Origin of the sequence: Nonomuraea sp. AD125B (genome assembly GCF_041402765.1) — a bacterium.
GTDB lineage: Bacteria > Actinomycetota > Actinomycetes > Streptosporangiales > Streptosporangiaceae > Nonomuraea > Nonomuraea bangladeshensis.
Genome location: NZ_JBGLOU010000027.1, coordinates 25,389 through 44,379, shown reverse-complemented (window position 1 = coordinate 44,379; position 18,991 = coordinate 25,389). Strand labels below are relative to the sequence as shown.

Below are 18,991 nucleotides of genomic sequence, written 5' to 3'. Positions count from 1 at the left end.
TTCGCGCCGGAACCTCGGCTCATGCGCGTCGGGCCCCACGGGTGACCGTGGGGCTTCGTCATGCCCGCGCGGCGTCGAGCTCGCTGTCGAGTTCGGCGTCGGGTTCGGTGTCGAGTTCGCCGAGGAAGCGGGCGATCAGCGGGGCGATCTCCGGCAGTCTCTCCTCCAGCGCGAAGTGCCCGGTGTCCAGCACGTGCACCTCGGCCTCCGGCACGTCACGCCGGTAGGCGTGCGCGCCCGCCTCCGGGAAGAACGCGTCGCCCCGTCCCCAGAGCACCAGCGTGGGCGGGCGGTGCTCGCGCAGCCACTCCTGCCAGGCCGGGTAGAGCTTCACGTTGCTCGGGTAGTCGCGGGCGAGCGCGAGCTGGGCCTCCTTGCGTCCGGGCAGGTCGAGGAAGTGCTGGTCGAGGGTCCAGCCGTCGGGCGCGACCCGTGACGGGTCGGCGGCGCCGTCCTCGTACTGCGAGCGGGTGACCGCGAGGGTGAACAGCTCGGCGGGCGGCTCGGCGATGGTCCGGCGGGCCTGGTCCGACAGGCCCTCCTCGTAGGCGTTGGCGTTCTGGACGATGAGCGCGGCGATCCACTCGGGGTGCCGCTGGGCCACCCGGAAGCCGACCGGGCCGCCGAAGTCGAAGGCGTACCAGGCGAAGCGGGTCAGGCCGAGGGCCTGGACGAACCCCTCCACGACGTCGGCGAGGCCGTCGAAGGAGTAGACGAAGCCGTCGGGGACGCGGGTGTGCCCGAAGCCCGGGTAGTCAGGGGCGATCAGCCGGAACCGGCCGCCCAGAGCGTCCATGAGCCGTCTGTACTGGTGCGAGGCGGACGGGAAGCCGTGCAGCAGGAGCACGGGCAGGGCATCGCGCGGGCCAGTCTCGCGGTAGAAGACCTGCACGCCGGCCACGTCCACGAATCCGTGCCGCACCTCGGGGATGTCCATAGCTAATGCCTCTTTCGCTCGAAGATGCATTAGTTATAGCCATGCGACGGCTAACGGGTCAATCGCCAGATGTAGCATTAGTCCTATGGAGCTGCTGATCGGCGAGCCGCTGGCGCTGGACCTGCTCAACACCCGCACCCGCGACCTCGACGTCCTCGACACGCCCGGCGACTTCCAGACGTGGCTGGCCCGCCAGGCCGGGCGGCTCGACCCGCCGTCCGGGCCGCTCGGGCCGGAGGGGCTGGCCGCCGTACGGCGGCTGCGCGGGCACGTGGCGGCGGCGCTCGACGCCGTGCGCGCGGGAGAATCGCCTCCTGCGGCGGCGCTGGCCGCGATCAACGAAGCCGCCCGCGCGGCCCCCGCGTACCGGGTGCTGGAGTGGCACGACGGCGGCCCGCGCGTGCGTGCGGAACGTGACGGCGACGCCCCGGCCGCGCTGCTCGCGCAGCTCGCCGAGGCCGCCGTCGAGCTGCTCGCCGACCCGGCGGCCGGTCGCGTGCGCGGCTGCGAGGGGCCCGGCTGCCTGCTGCTCTTCCTGCCCGCGCACCCGCGCCGCCGCTGGTGCTCGCCCGACCTGTGCGGCAACCGGGTGCGGGTGGCCCGGCACTACCGGCGGCGCAAGGAGGCGTGAGCCCCGGCGGTCAGCGGCAGGGCGTGAGCCCCGGCGGTCGGCGGCAGCGGGCCTGGGGCCGGTCAGCGTGGCGGAGCGGTCGGTCAGCGGTAGCGGGCCTGGCCGGAGCCCTCGACGATCTCGCCCAGCACCCAGGCCGGCAGCCCGCGCTCGGCGAGCAGGCGCAGCGCCGCGTCGGCCGCGTCGGGCGCGACCACGGCGGCCATGCCGACGCCCAGGTTGAACGTACGGTCCATGTCCTGCTGCGCCACCCGGCCGTGACCCGCCAGCACCTCGAAGATCGGCGGCGGCGTCCAGGACGAGCGGTCGAGCACCGCGTCCAGGCCGGACGGCAGCGAGCGGGACAGGTTGCCCTCGACGCCACCCCCGGTGATGTGCGCGTAGGCGTGGACCTCGACGGAGCGGGCCAGCTCCAGGCAGTCGAGCGAGTAGATGCGGGTCGGCTCGAGCAGCTCCTCGCCGAGCGGGCGGTCCAGCTCGGGCAGCTCCGCGTCGAGCGACAGCCCGGCCTCCCGCAGGACGTGGCGGACCAGCGAGTAACCGTTGGAGTGGACGCCGGAGGAGGCGAGGCCCAGCACGACGTCGCCCGCGCGCACGCGGTCGGGGCCGAGCAGCGCGTCGGCCTCCACGACGCCCGTGCCGGCGCCGGCGAGGTCGTACTCGTCGGCCTCCATCGCGCCCGGGTGCTCGGCGGTCTCGCCGCCGACGAGCGCCGCCCCGGCCAGCCGGCAGCCCTCGGCGACGCCGCCCACGATCTCGGCGACCCGCTCGGGCACCACCTTGCCGCAGGCGATGTAGTCGGTCATGAACAGCGGCTCGGCCCCGCACACCACGAGGTCGTCGAGGACCATGCCGACGAGGTCGATGCCGATCGTGTCGTGCTTGCCGTAGCGCTGGGCGATCATCACCTTGGTGCCCACGCCGTCGGTCGAGGTGGCGAGCAGCGGCCGCCGGTAACGTAGCAGCGCCGAGGCGTCGAACAGGCCGGCGAAGCCGCTGGCGTCGTCGACGACCTCGGGCCGGCGCGAGCGCGCGACCTTGTCCTTCATCAGGTCGACGGCCCGCTCGCCGGCGGCGATGTCGACGCCCGCGGCCTCGTAGGTGCTCGCTGTGCGCTCGCTCACGCCTTGCTCTCCAAAACGAACTTGCCGACGTTGTCCTGGTCGATGGCGATCGGGTATTCGCCGGTGAAGCAGGCCCGGCACAGGCGCTCGGCCGGCAGCGTGGTGGCCTTCGTCAGGCCCTCCAGCGAGATGTAGCCGAGCGAGTCGGCGCCGAGCGAGGCCCGGATCTCCTCGACCGTGAGCGAGCCCGCGATCAGCTCGGCTCGGGTGGCGAAGTCGATGCCGTAGAAGCACGGCCAGGCGACCGGCGGCGAGGAGATGCGGACGTGCACCTCGCGCGCCCCCGCCTCGCGCAGCATCTTGACGATGGCCCGCTGGGTGTTGCCGCGCACGATCGAGTCGTCCACGACGACCAGGCGCTTGCCCTCGACGACCTCGCGCAGCGGGTTGAGCTTCAGCCGGATGCCGAGCTGGCGGATGGTCTGCGACGGCTGGATGAAGGTGCGGCCGACGTAGGAGTTCTTGACCAGGCCCTGCCCGTAGGGGATGCCGCTCTCCTCGGCGTAGCCGACGGCGGCCGGGGTGCCGGACTCGGGGGTGGGGATGACGAGGTCGGCCTCCACCGGGTGCTCGCGGGCCAGCACGCGGCCCACCTCGACCCGGGTGACCTGGACGCCGCGCCCGGCGATCGTGGTGTCGGGGCGGGCGAGGTAGACGTACTCGAACAGGCAGCCCTTGGGCTCGGCCAGCGCGAAGCGGCGCGAGCGGACGCCGCGCTCGTCGATGGTGAGCAGCTCGCCGGGCTCGATCTCGCGGACGAACGTGGCGCCCACGATGTCGAGCGCCGCCGTCTCGGAGGCGACCACCCAGCCGCGCTCCAGGCGGCCGAGCACCAGCGGGCGGATGCCCTGCGGGTCGCGGGCCGCGTAGAGCGTCTTCTCGTCCATGAACACCAGCGAGTAGGCGCCCTTGACCTGCGGCAGCAGCTCGGCGGCGGAGTCCTCGATGCTGCGGGTGCGGTCCTGCGCGAGCAGCGTGGTCAGGACCTCGGTGTCGGTGGTGGCCCTGGTGGACCCCGGCGCGAGGCGCTCGGCCAGCACCGGGGTGTTGATCAGGTTGCCGTTGTGCGCGAGCGCGAGCCCGCCGACCTCGGTGGAGCTCAACGTGGGCTGCGCGTTCTCCCACACGCTCGATCCGGTCGTGGAGTAGCGGCAGTGGCCGATGGCCAGGTGGCCGCGCAGGGTGCCCAGCACCGACTCGTCGAAGACCTGGGAGACCAGACCCATGTCCTTGTAGACGAGAATGCGGCTGCCCTCGCTGGCCGCGATGCCCGCGGACTCCTGGCCGCGGTGCTGCAACGCGTACAGCCCGTAGTAGGTGAGCTTGGAAACTTCCTCGCCTGGTGCCCAGACGCCGAAGACGCCGCAGGCGTCTTTAGGCGCGCGGTCTTGGGGGTCCAGGTCATGGCCGAGCCGGCCGTCGCCCTTCAGCACATGGTTCAGTCTAGGTCGGCGTCTTCCGTGCTCGCGCATCCGGGTCCGCCATCACATCGCGTGCGATGACCTGCCCGCATTCGAGCCGTCGCGGACCAGCTCGCCCGTGACGTTGCGGTTGGCGGCCGAGCCGAGGAAGACGATCAGGGCGGCCATGTCGTCGGCCGTGGAGAGCCGGCGGCTCGGCGTGCGGGCGGCGATCTCGTCGAGCACGGACTGGGGGATCGGCCGCCGGGTGTCGGTGAGCGTGAGGCCGGCGACCGCCACGTTGACCAGGATGCCGTCCCTGCCCGCCTCCCAGGCGAGCGCGCGGGCCATGCCGTGCAGGGCCATCTTGGCGGTGCCGTACGGGCCGGGGCCGGGCACGCCCTCCTCGGCGACCCCCGAGGAGACGAACACGATCCGGCCGAACCCGCGCCGCCGCATCTCCGGCAGCACGCCCTGGACGAGCAGCGCGTTGCCGACGACGTTGGCGTGCACGGCCGCGGTCCACTCGGCGGCGGGCACGTCCTCGAAGGGCATGCTGCCGGGCATGACGCCGCCCCAGCGCACGGCGTTGGCCACCAGCGCGTCCACGGGCCCTGCCTGGGCGACGGCGGCGGCGATGGTGGCGTGGTTCGTCAGGTCGAGGTGGACGGCCGCCGCCTCGCCGCCTTCCGCCTCGATGCGCTTGACCACCTCCGCCGCGCGGTCGGGGCCGGTGTTGTAGGTGAGGGTGACGCGGGCGCCGGTCCTGGCGTACGCGAGGGCGGTGGCGGCGCCGATGCCGGACGATCCGCCCGTGATGAGGACGTGCATCTGTGAGCTCCTTGATTAGTCGGCTAATTAGCCAGCTAACCAGAAGGGGGTGCGCGGAGCAAGCCGGGAATCAGCGTCGGCGGGGCCTCGTTCACGCCTTGCATGACGACCTTCGTTCTCGTCCCCGGCGGCTGGCGCGGCGGCTGGTATTTCTCCGAGCCGGCCGACCGGCTGCGCGCCGCCGGACACCGGGCGCTGACCGTCACCCCCACCGGCGTCGGTGACCGCGCCCATCTGAGCTCCGCCACCGTCAATCTCGACACGCACATCGACGACGTGCTCGGCGTGCTTGCCGGCGAGCAGGTCAGGGACGCCGTTCTCGTCGGGCACAGCTACGGCGGCATGGTGATCACAGGTGCCGCCGACCGCGCCCCTTCCGGCGCGGTGCGCCGCCTGGTCTACGCCGACGCGTACGTGCCCGAGGACGGCCAGTCCTGCTGGGACCTGACCACCGACGCCTACCGCAGGCTGTTCCTGGAGGGCGCGGCGGCGGACGGATTCGCGGTCCAGCCGCCTCCGGGCAGGGACCCGCGCGTGACCGCGCACCCGCTGGCCTCGTTCCTCCAGCGGATCCGGCTGGACGCGGGCGGCCTGCGCGACGTCGAGATCCGGGACTACGTGTATCTGTCCGGGTGGGACGGCACGCCGTTCACCGCCGTCCGTGACCGGCTGGCCGGCGACCCGGGCTGGCGGGTCCACACCCTGGACAGCGGCCATGACGTGTGGCGGGACGCTCCCCGGGAGTTCCTGGAGATCCTTCTGCTCGGCGAATAGCGGCCCCGCTCACCGGTCAGGGCGGCGACGCGCGGGCCGGGCGCGGATCAGGCGCGACAGGACGTCGCGTTCGGTGGCGTCGAGGCCGCGCTGCAGGTCCTCGTCCAGCTCGTGCCAGATCCGCTCCACGGGGTCGCGCAGGGCCTTGCCCGCCTCGGTCAGGTGCACGCGGATGAGACGCGGGCGGTCGGGGTCGGGGGAGCGGTGGACGAAGCCGGCGCGTTCGAGGCGCTGGAGGGTCTTCGTGACCGTGGGCGGCTCGACGCCGAGGCGGGCGATCAGCTCGCTCTGGGTCAGGCCGTCCTCGCGCCAGAGCTGGTTGAGCAGCATCTCCTGTCCCGCGTGCAGCCCGAGCGGCACCAGGGCGGCGGCGAGCTGGTTGCGCTGCCGCTTCACGAGGCTGATCAGTGCGTACGACAGGGTCTCGTCCAGCATGCCCTCATCTTGCCCGCCGCGTGCGGGTTGGGCGCATGGTGACCCAAGGATGAGCGCGCTTTTGCCGTGTCGCGTGGTTGGGCGGGCGGCCTCCGCGACAGGGTGAAGTGTCCGGAATGCAGACTGGTCGGGAGGCGCAGACGTGACCACATCCGGCGATCCGAACGTCCCGCGGCGCGAGGAGGGATCCGACGCTTCCGAGCCGTACGAGGGGGAGGAGCCCATCGCCCCCGCGCCGCCCGTCGTGCCCCCGCCCCACGAGCCGCCGCACGAGCCGCCGCGCGGGCCCGTGGGGGAGCCCCGGCACCCCGACCTGCCCACGTCACCCGAGACCCCGGAGCCATCCGTGGGCGCGGGATCGGGGGAGGACGCGGAGGAGACGCAGGCGTTCCCGGTGCCGGGCGCGACGCCCGCCTACCCGGGCTGGGAGAGCGCCCCGCGGGAGGAGCCGCCGCCCAGGCCCACGCCCTCCCGGTACGAGCAGCCGCCCGAGGGCCGCCCCTCCGGCCCGCAGCACCCTTACGGCGGCTACGGGCACTCCGGCGGGGGCGGCGAGGTCCCGCCCGCCGGGCCGCCGCCGGGGCAGCCCGTCCCCGGCACCAGCCCGTCCAGCCCGTACGGTGGCCCGCCCGGCTACAATCCGCCCTCCTACGGCTATCCGGGCGCCCCCTACCAGTACGGAGGCCAGCCGCCGCCCCCGGACCGCACCGGCAACGGCCTGGCCACGGCCTCGCTCGTGCTCGGTGTGGCCAGCCCTTTCCTGGTGTTCGTCTGCTTCACCGGCCTGATCACCGCGATCCTGTCGATCGTGTTCGGCTGCGTGGCCCTCGCGCGGAAGGCGGGCAAGGGCCGGGCCGTCGCCGGGATCGTGATCAGCGCGCTGTCCCTGATCCTGTTCGCGATCGTGGCGATCTGGTTCTGGAACGTCGTGCAGGACTGCGCCCACCTGACCGGCCAGGCGGCCGACCGCTGCTTCGAGGAGCGTTTCCCCTGGATGAACGGCAGCCGGGGCTAGTCACCCAGGGGCAGGTGCGCTGACAGGTCGGCGCGGGAGCCGCTGGCCGAGACCGTGCCTTTGGCCACGGCCTCCTCCCAGGTGAGCCGCCCGACGGCGAGCTCGATCCAGGTGCGCCCGTCGGTCTCGACCACGTTGGGCGGCGTGCCGCGGGTGTGGCGCGGGCCGGGGATCGCCTGGACGGCCGCGTACGGCGGCACGCGCACCTCGACGGTCCTTCCGGGGGCGGCGGTGGCGAGGCGGTCGAGGAGGTGGCGTACGGCCTGCCTGGCGGCGTCGCGCTCGGGGGTGAGCCCGCGGTCGTAGGCGGCCAGCACGGCCGCGACGAGCGCGCCGGGCAGGGCGGCGGCGGGCCCGTCGTACGGCGGCTCGTCCAGGGCTACGAGCTGCGCGTCGAGGGCGGCTCTCAGTTTCTCCGGGTCCGGCTTGCGAGGTGGCACCCCGCCATTGTCTCCCGGCCGCTGTCTCCCTGCCTTCTCCCGAGAGCGTTCACCGGGACGGAGGTCGTCGTTCACCTCGGGTTTCGTCGCCGACCGTAGCCTCCGAACCGTACAGACGCGCACATACATGGAGGATCTGTGGCGAACCTCATGGGGGACGGGCGGCGACCGCTGCTGCCGCTGCTCTCCACCCCGCACAAAGGCGGCCGTTCCGCGTTGACCTGCCGGTTCCGATGTGGGGACGCGTGCGCGCACGACGTGGCCAACACCTCGGACAACGCCTACTTCGGCGACGTGGTGCGTGAGGCGATCTCGCGTCGCGGGGTGCTGCGGGCCGGCGCGCTCGGCGCGCTGGTGGCGGGCGTGGGCGTGGCGGGAGCGGCCCCGGCCTTCGCCGACAAGCCGGGGAACGCCCCGGGCCCGCAGGGTGGCGGCAATCTGGCGTTCACCCCTGTGGCGCCGAACACCGAGGACGCGCTGACGATCCCCTCCGGTTACCGCTCCTCCGTGGTCGTCCGCTGGGGCGACCCGGTGCTGCCCGACGCGCCGGCCTTCGACTTCGACAACCAGACGGCCGACGCGCAGGCCAAGCAGTTCGGCTACAACTGCGACTACGTGACGCTGCTGCCGCTCGGCAACGACCGCGCGCTGCTGTGGGTGAACCACGAGTACACCGACGAGAGCCTCATGTTCCGCGGCTACACGGGCGGGGCCGCCGCGACCGAGGAGCAGATCAGGATCGCCCTCGCCGCGCACGGCGGCTCGGTCGTGGAGGTCGAGCGCGCGGGCGGCACCGGCGAGTGGAAGCTGGTCACCAAGGGCCGCCGCCGCTACAACCGGCGCATCACCGCGCAGACGCCCATGAAGTTCACCGGCCCGGCCGCGGGCAGCGACCTGCTCAAGACGGCCGCCGACCCCGAGGGCGTCCAGCCGGTCGGCATGCTGAACAACTGCTCGGGCGGCACCACCCCGTGGGGGACCGTGCTGACCGCCGAGGAGAACGTCGACCAGTACTTCGTCAACGGCGACAAGGTCCCCGAGGCGCAGAAGCCGTACATCACCCGCTACACCATCACCACCGGCACCCCGTCGAGCAGCCGGCGCTTCGACCGCGTCGAGGAGCGCTTCGACCTGGCCAAGCACCCGAACGAGGCCAACCGGTTCGGGTGGATCGTGGAGATCGACCCGTTCGACCCCGACTCCACACCGATCAAGCGCACGGCGCTCGGCCGCTTCAAGCACGAGGCCGCCACCACGACGCTGTCCCGCGACCGGCGCCTGGTCGTCTACATGGGCGACGACTCGCGCTTCGAGTACATCTACAAGTTCGTCTCGAAGAACCGCTACAACCCGGGCAACGACCGGCACAACCGGACGCTCCTGGACGAGGGCACCCTGTACGTGGCCAGGTTCACGGGCAACAGCCCGGCCGCCGAGCTCGACGGCTCCGGCAAGCTGCCCTCCGACGGGGCCTTCGACGGCTCCGGCGAGTGGATCCCGCTGGTGTCGGGCGACCGGTCGTACGTGGAGGGCATGACCGCCCAGGAGGTGCTGGTCTACACCCGCGTGGCCGCCGACAAGGCAGGCGCGACGAAGATGGACCGCCCCGAGGACATGGAGCGCAACCCGGTCACCGGGGGCGTCTACGTGGCGCTCACCAACAACAGCAACCGCACGGCCGCCCAGGTGGACGAGGCCAACCCGCGCCCGTCCAACAAGCACGGCCACGTGCTGGAGCTGGTGGAGAAGCGCGACGACGCCGCCGCGACGACGTTCGTCTGGTCGGTGCCGCTGGTCTGCGGCGACCCCGCCGACCCGGCGACGTACTTCGCCGGCTACGACAAGAGCAAGGTCTCGCCGATCTCGTGCCCGGACAACGTCACCTTCGACCGTGACGGCAACCTGTGGATCTCCACGGACGGCAACGCGCTCGGCTCCAACGACGGCCTGTTCGTCATGCCGGTGCGCGGCAAAGAGCGGGGCCACCTGCGGCAGTTCCTGACCGTGCCGGTCGGCGCGGAGACCTGCGGCCCGCTGGTGACCGAGGACCAGCGCAGCGTCTTCGTGGCCGTGCAGCACCCGGGCGAGCTCGACGGCGCCACGCCCGACAAGCCGGCCAGCCGCTGGCCCGACGGCGACCAGCCGCGCCCGGCCGTGGCCGTGGTCTGGCACGGCAGGAACAAGAAGATCGGCGCTTGACCTCAACATAACTTGAGGCAATAGCGTCCCATGCCATGAGCATGGAGATGACGGCCTGGCACCAGCTGTACTCGATGAACGACCAGCGGGAGCGTCGCCGCCTGTCGCGGGCGACGCTCCGGCGCATCGGCGGCTTCGCCCGGCCCCACCGGGCGAAGCTCGCCCTGTTCGTGCTGCTCAGCGTGGTGCTGGCCGGCCTCGCGGTGGCCGCGCCGCTGCTCGCGGGCCGGGTCGTGGACGCGATCTTCAACGCCGAGCCGTTCGGGGTGGTGGTCGCGGTGGCGGTGGCCATCGCCGGGATCGCGGTCGCCGAGGCGGGGCTCGGGCTGGTCAACCGGTGGCTGTCGGCCGGCATCGGCGAGGACCTGATCCTCGGGCTGCGCACCGCCGTGTTCGACCACGTGCAGCGGATGCCGATCGCCTTCTTCACCAGGACCCGTACCGGCGCGCTGGTCAGCAGGCTCAACAACGACGTGATCGGGGCGCAGCGGGCGTTCACCGACACCCTGTCCGGCGTGGTCGGCAACCTCGTGACGCTGGCGCTGACGCTCACCGCCATGATCGGCATCTCCTGGCAGATCACGCTGCTCGCGCTGCTGCTCCTGCCGGTGTTCGTGCTGCCCGCGCGGCGCATGGGGACGCGGGTCGCCCGGCTGCGCCGCGAGGCGGCCGACCACAACGCCGCGATGGGCACCCAGATGACCGAGCGCTTCTCCGCGCCGGGCGCGACGCTGGTCAAGCTGTTCGGCCGGCCCGACCGCGAGTCGGCCGAGTTCGCCGCGCGGGCCCGCCGGGTCCGCGACATCGGCGTGCGCTCGGCCATGACCCAGTCGGCCTTCGTCACCGCGCTGACCCTGGTCTCGGCGCTCGCCCTGGCCCTCGTGTACGGCCTCGGCGGCTTCTACGCCCTGCGCGAGCAGCTCCAGCCCGGCGCGGTCGTCGCGATGGCCATGCTGCTCACCCGCCTGTACGCCCCGCTGACCGCCCTCGCCTCCGCCCGCATGGACATCATGAGCGCGGTCGTCAGCTTCGAGCGCGTCTTCGAGGTCCTGGACCTCAAGCCGCTCATCCAGGAGCGGCCCGGCGCGCGCGAGGTCCCGGCAGGCCCGGTCGCCGTCGAGTTCGACGACGTGCGCTTCGCCTACCCCTCGGCCGACAAGGTCTCGCTGGCCTCGCTGGAGGCGGTCGCCGTGCTCGACTCGCGCGGCGGCGAGGAGGTGCTGCACGGGATCTCGTTCCGTGCCGAACCCGGACAGGTCGTCGCGCTCGTCGGCTCCTCGGGCGCGGGCAAGTCCACGATCGCCCAGCTCCTGCCCCGCCTGTACGACGTCGACTCGGGCGCGGTCCGGCTCGGCGGCGTGGACGTGCGCGAGCTGTCGTTCGACTCCATCCGCGACACCCTGGGCCTGGTCACCCAGGACGGCCACCTCTTCCACGAGACGATCCGGGCCAACCTGCTCCTCGCCCGCCCCGAGGCGACCGAGGACGAGCTGTGGGACGCGCTCACCCGGGCCCGCCTCGGCGCCCTCATCGCGTCGCTGCCGGACGGCCTCGACACGGTGGTGGGCGAGCGCGGCTACCGCCTGTCGGGCGGCGAGCGCCAGCGGCTCACGATCGCCCGCCTGCTGCTGGCCCAGCCCCGGGTGGTGGTCCTGGACGAGGCCACGGCCGCGCTCGACGCGACCTCCGAGGCCGCCGTGCAGGCCGCGCTCGGCGAGGCGCTCGCGGGCCGGACCGCCGTGGTCATCGCCCACCGCCTGTCCACGATCCGCGCCGCCGACCTCATCCTGGTCGTCGAGGACGGCCGGATCGTCGAACGGGGCACCCACGCCGAGCTCCTGGCCGCCGGCGGGCGCTACGAGGAGCTCTACCGCACCCAGTTCGACGACCCCACGACCGCCGAGGCGTTCGCCTAGACGGCGCCGTGCCCGGCGGTGGCCGGGGCGGCGGTGCGGGGCTCGTCGGCCGCCGGGGTGCGGCGGGTGCGGAGGGCCCAGAGGGCGACCGGGATGGCGCACAGCATCACGACCGCCGCGATGACCAGCGTGAACCGGTACGCGTCGAGGAAGGCGGCCAGCGCCGGCAGGCCGCTCGCGCTCTGCCGGGAGCTGAGGATCGCGCCCAGGACGGTGATGCCGAGCAGGCCGAAGACCTCGCGCGAGACGTTCAGCATGCCCGAGGCCACGCCCGAGCGCCCTGCGGGCATGCTGTTCAGGACCGCCGCGGTGAGCGGCACGAGCAGGCCCGCGCCGAGGCCGTACATGATGAACCACGGGCCGACGTCGGCGTAGCCGGCCTCGCCGCCGACGCCGGAGAGCAGGTAGACCGCCGACCCCATCAGGGCCAGGCCGAGCGCGACCGTCGGGCCGAGGCCGAACAGCCGGGTCGCCCGCTGCGACAGCAGCGCGACGGCGGCGGTGACCAGGGCCATCGGCACGAACGAGCCGCCCGCCTCCGTGGGGGAGAAGCCGAGCACGTTCTGCAGCCACAGGGCGCTGAAGAAGTAGATCCCGAACACCCCGAACGACCAGATCCCGCTGGTGAGCAGCCCGCCGCTGAACACCCGCGACCGGAACAGCGACAGCACGAGCATCGGCTCGGCCGCCCGCGACTCGATCACCAGGAACGCCACGGCCGCCACCGCGGCCACCCCGAACGCGGCCAGGATCTCCGGGGAGGTCCAGCCGGCCGCGTCGCCCTCGATCAGCCCGTACGTCAGCGCGACCAGCGCCAGCGCCGAGGTCACCAGCCCCGGGACGTCCAGGCTGTGCCGCCGCCCACGCGGGGACGGCTTGATCGCCCAGAGCGCGAGCCCGACCGTGGCCACGCCGATCGGCACGTTGACCAGGTAGATCCAGCCCCAGTGCAGGTTCTCGCTGATGAACCCGCCGGTGACCGGCCCGAGCGCCATGGACAGCGCCCCCGTCGCGCTCCACACGCCCACGGCCCGCCCGCGCTCGCCGGGGTCGGGGAAGATCTGCCCGATCAGCGCCAGCGCCGTGGGGGTGAGCAGCGCGGCCCCCACGCCCTGCACGGCCCTGGCCGCGATCAGCATGCCGCCGCTCGTGGCCAGCCCGGCGGCCAGCGACGAGACGGTGAAGACCGCGAGGCCGGCCAGGAACACCCGCCGCGCTCCGAACACGTCCGCCAGCCGCCCGCCGACCAGCATGAGCCCGGCGAAGACCAGGATGTACGAGCTCACGATCCACTCCAGCCCGGAGACGGTCAGCCCGAGCTCCCGCTGGATCGTGGGCAACGCCACATTGCCCACGTTGTTGTCCAAATAGGTCATGAAGGTGCCCAGAGTCACCGCGACCAACGCCCACCACCGCATGGCGACGCCTTCCTGTACGCCGTACTTGTACGACGTACAGTTCAGCTTGTACGGCGTATAGTTGTCAACCGTGATGGGAAAACTGACCGCGCGGGCGATCGCGGTGCGCGCCCTGGAGATCGGCGACGCCGAAGGACTCGACGCCGTGACGATCAGACGCCTGGCCACCGAGCTGGGCGTGACCCCGATGGCCCTCTACTGGCACTTCAAGAACAAGGACCAGCTCATCGCGGGCATGGCCGACCACCTCATCGCCGGCTTCGCGCCGAAGCCCGCCGACCAGCGCCCGTGGCAGGAGCAGCTCCGCGACCTCATGGTCGGGTTGATCCGCACGCTGCGCACGCATCCCTGCGCGAGGAGCGTCATCGAGCAGGTGGACGTCATCACCGTCCCCAACTTCCTGGCCGTGTGGAACCAGGCGCTCGGCGTCGGCCGCGAGGCCGGGTTCAGCCATGACGAGAGCTGCCTCATCAGCCGCTACCTGCTCAACAGCGCCATCGCCATCGCCGACGCCCCCGCGCACCACCGCGCGGGCCGCGAGGCCGCCTCCGCCGTCCAGGCCAAGCTCATCGGCCTGCAGTCGGTGCCGGTCGAGACCTATCCGCACATCGTGGAGATGGCCGTGCCCCTGGTCGAGGGCCCGGACCCGGAGCTCTACGACACCTTCGGCGTCGATCTCGTCCTGGCGGGCATCGAAGCCCTGGCCGCCCGGCGGCTAGGGTCGTCGTCGTGACCTTCGAGCTGATCTGCGAGATCGAACCCCCCACCAAGCCCGATCTGAAGCACGTCAGGCACCAGATCGGCACCATGAGCACGATCGCCCACTCCTTCCTCATCCCCGACAACCACATCGGCCGCGCGACCGTGTCGAGCGTGGCCGTGGCGCACGAGGTCGAGGCGATGGGCGGGCGCGGCATTGCCTGCCTCAACTCCCGCGACCGCAACCTGCTCGGCTTCCGTCGCGACCTGCTGACCGCCGCCGCGTACGGGGTCGACCAGTTCCTGTTCGTCTACGGCGACAAGCCGACGAGCGGCAACCGGACCAGCGACCTCACCGTGCGCTCGATGATCGAGGAGGCGCGGGCGTTCTCGCCGGACCTCCGGCTCGGGGCGGCGGCCGGGCTGCGCTCCCTGCCGGCCTGGAAGCACGCGGCCGACTTCCTGTTCCTGCAGGTCAGCTACTCGGTGGAGGCCCAGCTCCGGTGGCGTGAGGAGCATCCGGCGGACGTGCCGGTCTACGCCGGGGTCATGGTCCTCGCCAGCGAGCGCCACGCCCACACGCTGGCCGGCGCGATCCCCGACATCGGCATCCCCGACGATCTCGTCAGGCGGGTGGCGGCCGACCGCATGGCGGGCGTCGAGGCCGCCTGCGAGCAAGTGCTCGCGCTGCGCGAGTCGGGCGCGTTCGCCGGGGTGCACCTCATCCCGGTCTCCCGCTACCGCGACGTCGAGTCCAGGCTCTCCGCCCTGCTCCGACCGTCCTGACGGCCCCGCGCCAGCGCCGCCAGCAGCGCGCCCGCCACGGCGACCGCGAACAGCACCGCGTACGCCCGCTGGAAGCCGTCCATGAGCTGCCCGACGGCCACGGGGGAGAGCGTGGACAACGTCCCCGCGTACACCTGGGCGCGCAGCTCCGGCCCCACGGAGGCGGTCACCACGCTGAGCGACAGGCCGACGCTGATCACGACCCCGATGTTCATGATCATGATGCGGAAGCCGTTCACCACGCCCAGGCTGCCGCTCGGCAGCGCCGCCATGACCTGCGTGGTGTTGCCGGTCAGGAACGTGCCGCTGCCGCACCCGGCCACGAACAGGCCGATCCCGGTCACCCAGTACGGCGTGGCCGGATCGGCCGTCAGCATCAGCGTCCCGAGCCCCAGCGCGCTGAGCGTCGCCCCGCCGATCGACAGCGCGTACGGCGACACCCACCGCCCCAGCAGCCCCACCAGCGGTGAGGCCAGCCCGATCCCGACCGGCACCGGCAGCACGCTGAGCCCCGCCGCGAACGCGTCCAGCCCCCGCGCGGCCTGGAAGTACAGCGCCACCACGAGGATCAGCGCCGAGCGCGCGAGCGCGTTGCAGAACGAGGCCGCGTTCGCGTACGCCAGCAGCCGCCCGCCGAACAGCCGCAGGTCGAGCACCGGGTTCGGGGCCCGACGCTCGGCCAGCACGACGAGCGGCACCAGCAGCACGAACAGCCCGGCCCCTGCCAGCACCACCGGGCTCGACAGCCCGCGCGAGCCCGCCTCCGACAGCGCCAGCAGCAGCGCCGACAGCGCGGCGAACAGCAGCACGTTGCCCGGCGCGTCCACCGGCTCGCGCGGCCCCCGTGGCATCTTGCGCAGGATCGCCGCGCCCCAGCCGAGCGCGAGCAGCCCGGCGGGGACGTTCACCCAGAAGATCCACTGCCAGCCGGCCGTCTCGGCGATGAGGCCGCCGACCGTGGGCCCGGCGAGCTGCGCCACCGAGAGCGTGCCGATGTAGACGCCCATGCCCTGGCTCAGCCGCTCGGGCGGGAAGGCGTCGGTGATGATCACGGTGCCGTTCGCCAGGATCATCGCCGAGCCGACCGCCTGCACGACGCGCATCGCGATGAGGAACCCCACGTCCGGCGACAGCCCGGCGAGCAGCGAGGCCAGCGTGAACAGGGCGAACCCCGCCAGGTACACCTCCCGCCGCCCCAGCAGGTCGGCCACCCGGCCGAAGAACACCAGGCTCGCCGTGTTGACCAGGAGGAACGACAGCAGGATCCAGCCGGACTCCGTCGGCCCGGCCGCGAAGTGCCGCACGACGGTGGGTAAGGCCACGTTGAGCGTGCTGCCGGCGATGCCGATGAGGACGAGCCCCAGGCTGGTGACCGAGCACGCCTTCCAGGCGTAGCGGAGGCGGTTGTCGTCTTGGGGGGTGACCGCGACCATGCTCCCACTATGACGTACGACGTACGTCCGATTTGGTGGGGGTGTTACCTGGCGCGCTTTCTGAGGCCGTCGAGGTCGTGGATGACCACCCGCCGCCGCCCGGTCTCGATCAGCCCCCGGTCGCGCAGCGTGCGCAGCGCCTTGCTGACCGCCTCCCGCGACGCGCCGGTCCAGCCCGCCAGCTCGTCCTGCGACAGCGGCAGCGCCACGCGCACCCCGCCGTTGGTCTTCTCGCCGTACCGCTCGGCCAGCTCGATCAGGCGGGTCGCGACCCGGCCGGTCGTGTCGTAGGCGCCGTACTCGATGCGCTTCCTGTCGGAGTCGCGCAGCCGGCCGGTGACGAGCTTCATGAGCAGCACCGCGATCCGCCCGTGGGCCTCCAGGAACGCCTGGAAGTCGCGCACCACGATGCCGCTGATCGGCTCCAGCGCGGTGACCGTGGCCGAGCGCGGCGAGCCGTCGATGGCGGACATGTCGCCCAGCAGCCCGCCGGGCCCGCGTACGGCCAGCACCACCTCGGTGCCGCCGCTCGTGTGGGAGGACACCTTGACCCGGCCGTCGAGCAGCACGAGCACCCAGTCGGCGACGTCGCCCTCGTTCATCACCGCGGTGCCGCGATCCCAGCGGCGCAGCCGCCCGGCGGCGCGCAGGGCCTGCGCCTCCTCGTCGGTGAGCATGGACAGGAACTCGCCCGGCTCTGGCTCCATGCGCCCGATTATGTCGGTACGAAGCCCGTCCAGCTACGGCAAACTCGTCAGAACGTACGCCGCCACGAGCTCTTCCTTGCCCTTCAGGCTCAGCCGCCCCAGCGGGCTGACCGTGGCGCCCTCGCCGAGCTGCTTGAGCGTCGTCTCGCCGATGACGACCGTGCCCGGCTCGGCGACGCCCTCCAGCCGGGCGGCCACGTTGACGCAGTCGCCCATCGCGTTGAAGCCGCGCAGCTCGGGGCTGCCGATGTTGCCGACGAGCGCGGGCCCGGTGTTGATCCCCACCCGGAACGTCGGCCACGGCACGTCGTCCACCCGCTTCCACGCCATCTCCTCGGCCACCTCGGCCGCGGCCTGCTGCATGGCCAGCGCGGCCCGGCAGGCGGCCCGCGCGTGGTCCTCCTGCGCGGCCGGGGCGTTGAACAGCGCGAGCAGCGCGTCGCCGACGAACTGCACGATCGTGCCGCCGTTGTCGAGGATGCACGGCACGGCGGCCGTGTGGTAGCGGTTGAGCATCTCGACGATCTCGCCCGGCGTGACCTTCTCCGAGAACGTCGTGAAGCCCTTGAGGTCGGCGAAGAGCGCGGTCAGCTCGCGCAGCTCGCCGCCGAGCGCCGCCTGCGCCGGGTCGGCCAGCAGCGCGTGCGCCACGTCCGGCGACATGTACTGGTGGAACAGCGTGTGCAGCTCGCGGTAGAGGCGGGCGTTCTCCAGCGAGAGGCTGAGCTGACCGGCGAGTGTGGCGGCCAGCGCCTCGTCCTGGTTCGTCCGGCCGATCGGCACCTCCAGCACGCCCGCCAGCCTGCCCTTCACGGTGAGCGGGAAGGCCAGCAGGTGGTCGCGGCGGATCGGCTCGTCACCGGTGAAGGCGTACTCGCGCGAGCCGACCTGGGTCCGGCCGTCGGCCACCAGCCCGATCTTGACGTCCCCGTACGCCTGCCGCACCCGCTCCAGCGACGAGGCCAGCAGCTCGTCCTCCGGCAGGCCGACCTTGGTCCGGGCGCTGACGTCCACGAGGGCCGCCAGCCGGGCCGACAGCTCGCGCTCGTTCGCGAGGGCCGCGCCCGCCCGGTCCAGCACGGCGACCTGGCTCTCGTTGAGCCGGAACTTGCCCGACAGGCGGGTCGCGGCCAGCGGCTCGCCCCTGCGTACGGCCTCGACCAGCTCCTCCAGGGCCCGGTCGTAGTCCTGCCTGATCCGCCGTACGGTCGCCGCGAGCGTCACCGAGTCGAACAGCCCCGCGCTCGACCCCTCGCGCCGGAACTGCAGGTAGGCGCTGTAGGCCACGAACACGAAGGCCAGGGTCAGCAGCAGGTGCCACTCCCACCACGACAGGTGCCAGTTGAGCTGCGACATGCCGGCCACCATCGACTCGGCGAGCAGCGCGTACGCGGTGATGAGGCTGATCAGCATGGCCGACGGCCGCCGCCGGTGGACGAGGAACATCATCACGCTGGCGGCGGCGTACAGCAGCAGGCCGGGGATCGAGCCCCAGGCGAGCCAGGGCACCGGCGTCACGGAGGGCGGCTCGCTGAGCGCGGTCAGCCCCGGCACCAGCGAGGCGACGCCCCACACCACCATGAAGCCGACCAGCGCCGCGCGGATCACCTGCTGCGCGCCCAGCACCCGCGCGGCCGCCCGCTCGCCGAGCGGCAGCGCCGAGGCGAAGGCGAACGCGGCGGCGGCCGACAGGCCCACCTGCTGCCCGATGTCGAAGCCGAGCGAGCCCGTGTGCAGGATGATCATCGGCGTGGCGAGGCCGTGCATGAAGAAGAAGCCCGCGCTGCTCAGGAAGACCATGGACACGAGGAACAGGCGGGCGTCGCGGCGGCGGCGCGAGGCCTCGCTGATCATCAGGCCGAGGGCCACGTTGATCCCGGCGACCGCGACGATCAGCCAGAAGTGGCTCGGGTTGTGCTGCCAGGGGATGTTGACGGAGTCGTTGGCGAGCAGGAGCCAGAGGCCCAGCATGGGCAGGACCAGGTGGATCGCCCAGACTGCGCCGCGCACCGGCTGGGTGGCCGGCGGCAGGTAGGGGGCGGGTTCGGCGCTAGGCACAAGCCGATTATCCACGCGGGACCGGTGCGGCGACTGTGCCGTTTTACTCACCCAAGTCATCGACAATCAGTCAACCTGGTAAGTAACGCTTTGGAGTGTGACAAATACGTTATGTAGTTTCTGCCAACCTCTGGACCGTTCGAAACGTGCTTCTCATGCATCTCTTATGAAACATCCGTCGCTGGAAG

At 72.5% G+C, this 18,991-nt stretch carries 17 protein-coding genes; 7 read left to right on the top strand and 10 right to left on the bottom strand.

All coding sequences use genetic code 11. The features are described 5' to 3' along the window. Window positions 1-58: 58 nt before the first annotated feature. On the bottom strand, window positions 59-937 hold the full coding sequence (locus ACBR40_RS44280) for an alpha/beta hydrolase (protein ID WP_344212899.1): 879 nt from the start codon (window positions 935-937) through the stop codon (window positions 59-61). A gap of 85 nt (window positions 938-1,022) precedes the next feature. On the opposite strand from ACBR40_RS44280, the gene ACBR40_RS44275 reads away from it, so the two are divergent. Further along, window positions 1,023-1,568, top strand: a complete 546-nt coding sequence (locus tag ACBR40_RS44275) for an ABATE domain-containing protein (RefSeq protein ID WP_371252598.1) — start codon at window positions 1,023-1,025, stop codon at window positions 1,566-1,568. Between the two features lie 83 nt (window positions 1,569-1,651). Here the strand turns inward: ACBR40_RS44275 and purM are convergent, their stop codons facing one another. Genes purM through ACBR40_RS44260 form a run of 3 tightly spaced genes read right to left on the bottom strand, consistent with a single transcriptional unit; the run spans window position 1,652 to window position 4,923 of the window. Next, entirely contained in the window at window positions 1,652-2,692 is a 1,041-nt protein-coding gene (purM, locus tag ACBR40_RS44270; protein WP_371252597.1) for a phosphoribosylformylglycinamidine cyclo-ligase, read from the bottom strand. Beyond that, window positions 2,689-4,125 carry an amidophosphoribosyltransferase gene (gene purF / locus ACBR40_RS44265; protein WP_371252596.1) on the bottom strand — a complete coding sequence of 479 codons (1,437 nt, stop codon included), beginning with the start codon at window positions 4,123-4,125 and terminating at the stop codon, window positions 2,689-2,691. The genes purM and purF overlap by 4 nt, the downstream gene beginning before the upstream one ends. Before the next feature lie 51 nt (window positions 4,126-4,176). Next, window positions 4,177-4,923: an SDR family NAD(P)-dependent oxidoreductase gene (locus tag ACBR40_RS44260; RefSeq protein WP_371252595.1), complete on the bottom strand. Its 747-nt coding sequence runs from the start codon at window positions 4,921-4,923 to the stop codon at window positions 4,177-4,179. A 102-nt stretch (window positions 4,924-5,025) separates the two neighbouring features. Here ACBR40_RS44260 and ACBR40_RS44255 point away from each other — a divergent pair, with 102 nt between their 5' ends. Further along, window positions 5,026-5,697, top strand: a complete 672-nt coding sequence (locus ACBR40_RS44255; RefSeq protein WP_371252594.1) for an alpha/beta fold hydrolase — start codon at window positions 5,026-5,028, stop codon at window positions 5,695-5,697. 9 nt (window positions 5,698-5,706) lie between these two features. On the opposite strand, the gene ACBR40_RS44250 is transcribed toward ACBR40_RS44255, so the two are convergent. Then, complete coding sequence (locus tag ACBR40_RS44250; protein ID WP_371252593.1) at window positions 5,707-6,132, bottom strand: MarR family winged helix-turn-helix transcriptional regulator; 426 nt, start codon at window positions 6,130-6,132, stop codon at window positions 5,707-5,709. A 142-nt stretch (window positions 6,133-6,274) separates the two neighbouring features. On the opposite strand from ACBR40_RS44250, the gene ACBR40_RS44245 reads away from it, so the two are divergent. Next, complete coding sequence (locus tag ACBR40_RS44245) at window positions 6,275-7,147, top strand: hypothetical protein (RefSeq protein WP_371252592.1); 873 nt, start codon at window positions 6,275-6,277, stop codon at window positions 7,145-7,147. On the opposite strand, the gene ACBR40_RS44240 is transcribed toward ACBR40_RS44245, so the two are convergent. Next, window positions 7,144-7,587 carry a sterol carrier family protein gene (locus tag ACBR40_RS44240; RefSeq protein WP_371252591.1) on the bottom strand — a complete coding sequence of 148 codons (444 nt, stop codon included), beginning with the start codon at window positions 7,585-7,587 and terminating at the stop codon, window positions 7,144-7,146. The two genes, ACBR40_RS44245 and ACBR40_RS44240, sit on opposite strands and share 4 nt — an antisense overlap. Window positions 7,588-7,737: 150 nt before the next feature. Here ACBR40_RS44240 and ACBR40_RS44235 point away from each other — a divergent pair, with 150 nt between their 5' ends. Both ACBR40_RS44235 and ACBR40_RS44230 read left to right on the top strand, forming a co-directional pair. Then, window positions 7,738-9,786 carry a PhoX family phosphatase gene (locus ACBR40_RS44235; protein ID WP_344214057.1) on the top strand — a complete coding sequence of 683 codons (2,049 nt, stop codon included), beginning with the start codon at window positions 7,738-7,740 and terminating at the stop codon, window positions 9,784-9,786. A gap of 35 nt (window positions 9,787-9,821) precedes the next feature. After that, a complete protein-coding gene (locus ACBR40_RS44230; protein ID WP_344212881.1) occupies window positions 9,822-11,702 on the top strand; it encodes an ABC transporter ATP-binding protein in 1,881 nt (626 codons plus the stop codon). Here the strand turns inward: ACBR40_RS44230 and ACBR40_RS44225 are convergent. Next, a complete protein-coding gene (locus tag ACBR40_RS44225; protein ID WP_371252590.1) occupies window positions 11,699-13,120 on the bottom strand; it encodes an MFS transporter in 1,422 nt (473 codons plus the stop codon). The two genes, ACBR40_RS44230 and ACBR40_RS44225, sit on opposite strands and share 4 nt — an antisense overlap. 73 nt (window positions 13,121-13,193) lie before the next feature. Between ACBR40_RS44225 and ACBR40_RS44220 the strand changes: the two genes are divergently transcribed. Beyond that, window positions 13,194-13,853 (top strand): TetR/AcrR family transcriptional regulator, encoded by a 660-nt coding sequence (locus ACBR40_RS44220; RefSeq protein ID WP_371252626.1) that lies wholly within the window; start codon window positions 13,194-13,196, stop codon window positions 13,851-13,853. Further along, window positions 13,850-14,605 (top strand): methylenetetrahydrofolate reductase, encoded by a 756-nt coding sequence (locus ACBR40_RS44215; protein WP_371252589.1) that lies wholly within the window; start codon window positions 13,850-13,852, stop codon window positions 14,603-14,605. Before ACBR40_RS44220 ends, ACBR40_RS44215 begins: the two co-directional genes overlap by 4 nt. Here ACBR40_RS44215 and ACBR40_RS44210 read toward each other — a convergent pair. Genes ACBR40_RS44210 through ACBR40_RS44200 form a run of 3 tightly spaced genes read right to left on the bottom strand, consistent with a single transcriptional unit; the run spans window position 14,557 to window position 18,803 of the window. Then, window positions 14,557-16,038 carry an MFS transporter gene (locus tag ACBR40_RS44210; RefSeq protein WP_371252588.1) on the bottom strand — a complete coding sequence of 494 codons (1,482 nt, stop codon included), beginning with the start codon at window positions 16,036-16,038 and terminating at the stop codon, window positions 14,557-14,559. The two genes, ACBR40_RS44215 and ACBR40_RS44210, sit on opposite strands and share 49 nt — an antisense overlap. Before the next feature lie 44 nt (window positions 16,039-16,082). Further along, complete coding sequence (locus ACBR40_RS44205) at window positions 16,083-16,745, bottom strand: Crp/Fnr family transcriptional regulator (RefSeq protein ID WP_344212873.1); 663 nt, start codon at window positions 16,743-16,745, stop codon at window positions 16,083-16,085. A gap of 33 nt (window positions 16,746-16,778) precedes the next feature. After that, window positions 16,779-18,803: an adenylate/guanylate cyclase domain-containing protein gene (locus ACBR40_RS44200; protein ID WP_371252587.1), complete on the bottom strand. Its 2,025-nt coding sequence runs from the start codon at window positions 18,801-18,803 to the stop codon at window positions 16,779-16,781. Between the last annotated feature and the right edge of the window lie 188 nt (window positions 18,804-18,991).

Bases quoted from the DNA above. Each gene is read 5' to 3' on its own strand.
- ACBR40_RS44280 (WP_344212899.1), bottom strand. From the start codon at position 937: ATGGACATCCCCGAGGTGCGGCACGGATTCGTGGACGTGGCCGGCGTG.
- ACBR40_RS44275 (WP_371252598.1), top strand. From the start codon at position 1,023: ATGGAGCTGCTGATCGGCGAGCCGCTGGCGCTGGACCTGCTCAACACC.
- ACBR40_RS44260 (WP_371252595.1), bottom strand. From the start codon at position 4,923: ATGCACGTCCTCATCACGGGCGGATCGTCCGGCATCGGCGCCGCCACC.
- ACBR40_RS44255 (WP_371252594.1), top strand. From the start codon at position 5,026: ATGACGACCTTCGTTCTCGTCCCCGGCGGCTGGCGCGGCGGCTGGTAT.
- ACBR40_RS44250 (WP_371252593.1), bottom strand. From the start codon at position 6,132: ATGCTGGACGAGACCCTGTCGTACGCACTGATCAGCCTCGTGAAGCGG.
- ACBR40_RS44235 (WP_344214057.1), top strand. From the start codon at position 7,738: ATGGGGGACGGGCGGCGACCGCTGCTGCCGCTGCTCTCCACCCCGCAC.
- ACBR40_RS44230 (WP_344212881.1), top strand. From the start codon at position 9,822: ATGAGCATGGAGATGACGGCCTGGCACCAGCTGTACTCGATGAACGAC.
- ACBR40_RS44225 (WP_371252590.1), bottom strand. From the start codon at position 13,120: ATGCGGTGGTGGGCGTTGGTCGCGGTGACTCTGGGCACCTTCATGACC.
- ACBR40_RS44220 (WP_371252626.1), top strand. From the start codon at position 13,194: ATGGGAAAACTGACCGCGCGGGCGATCGCGGTGCGCGCCCTGGAGATC.
- ACBR40_RS44210 (WP_371252588.1), bottom strand. From the start codon at position 16,038: ATGGTCGCGGTCACCCCCCAAGACGACAACCGCCTCCGCTACGCCTGG.
- ACBR40_RS44205 (WP_344212873.1), bottom strand. From the start codon at position 16,745: ATGGAGCCAGAGCCGGGCGAGTTCCTGTCCATGCTCACCGACGAGGAG.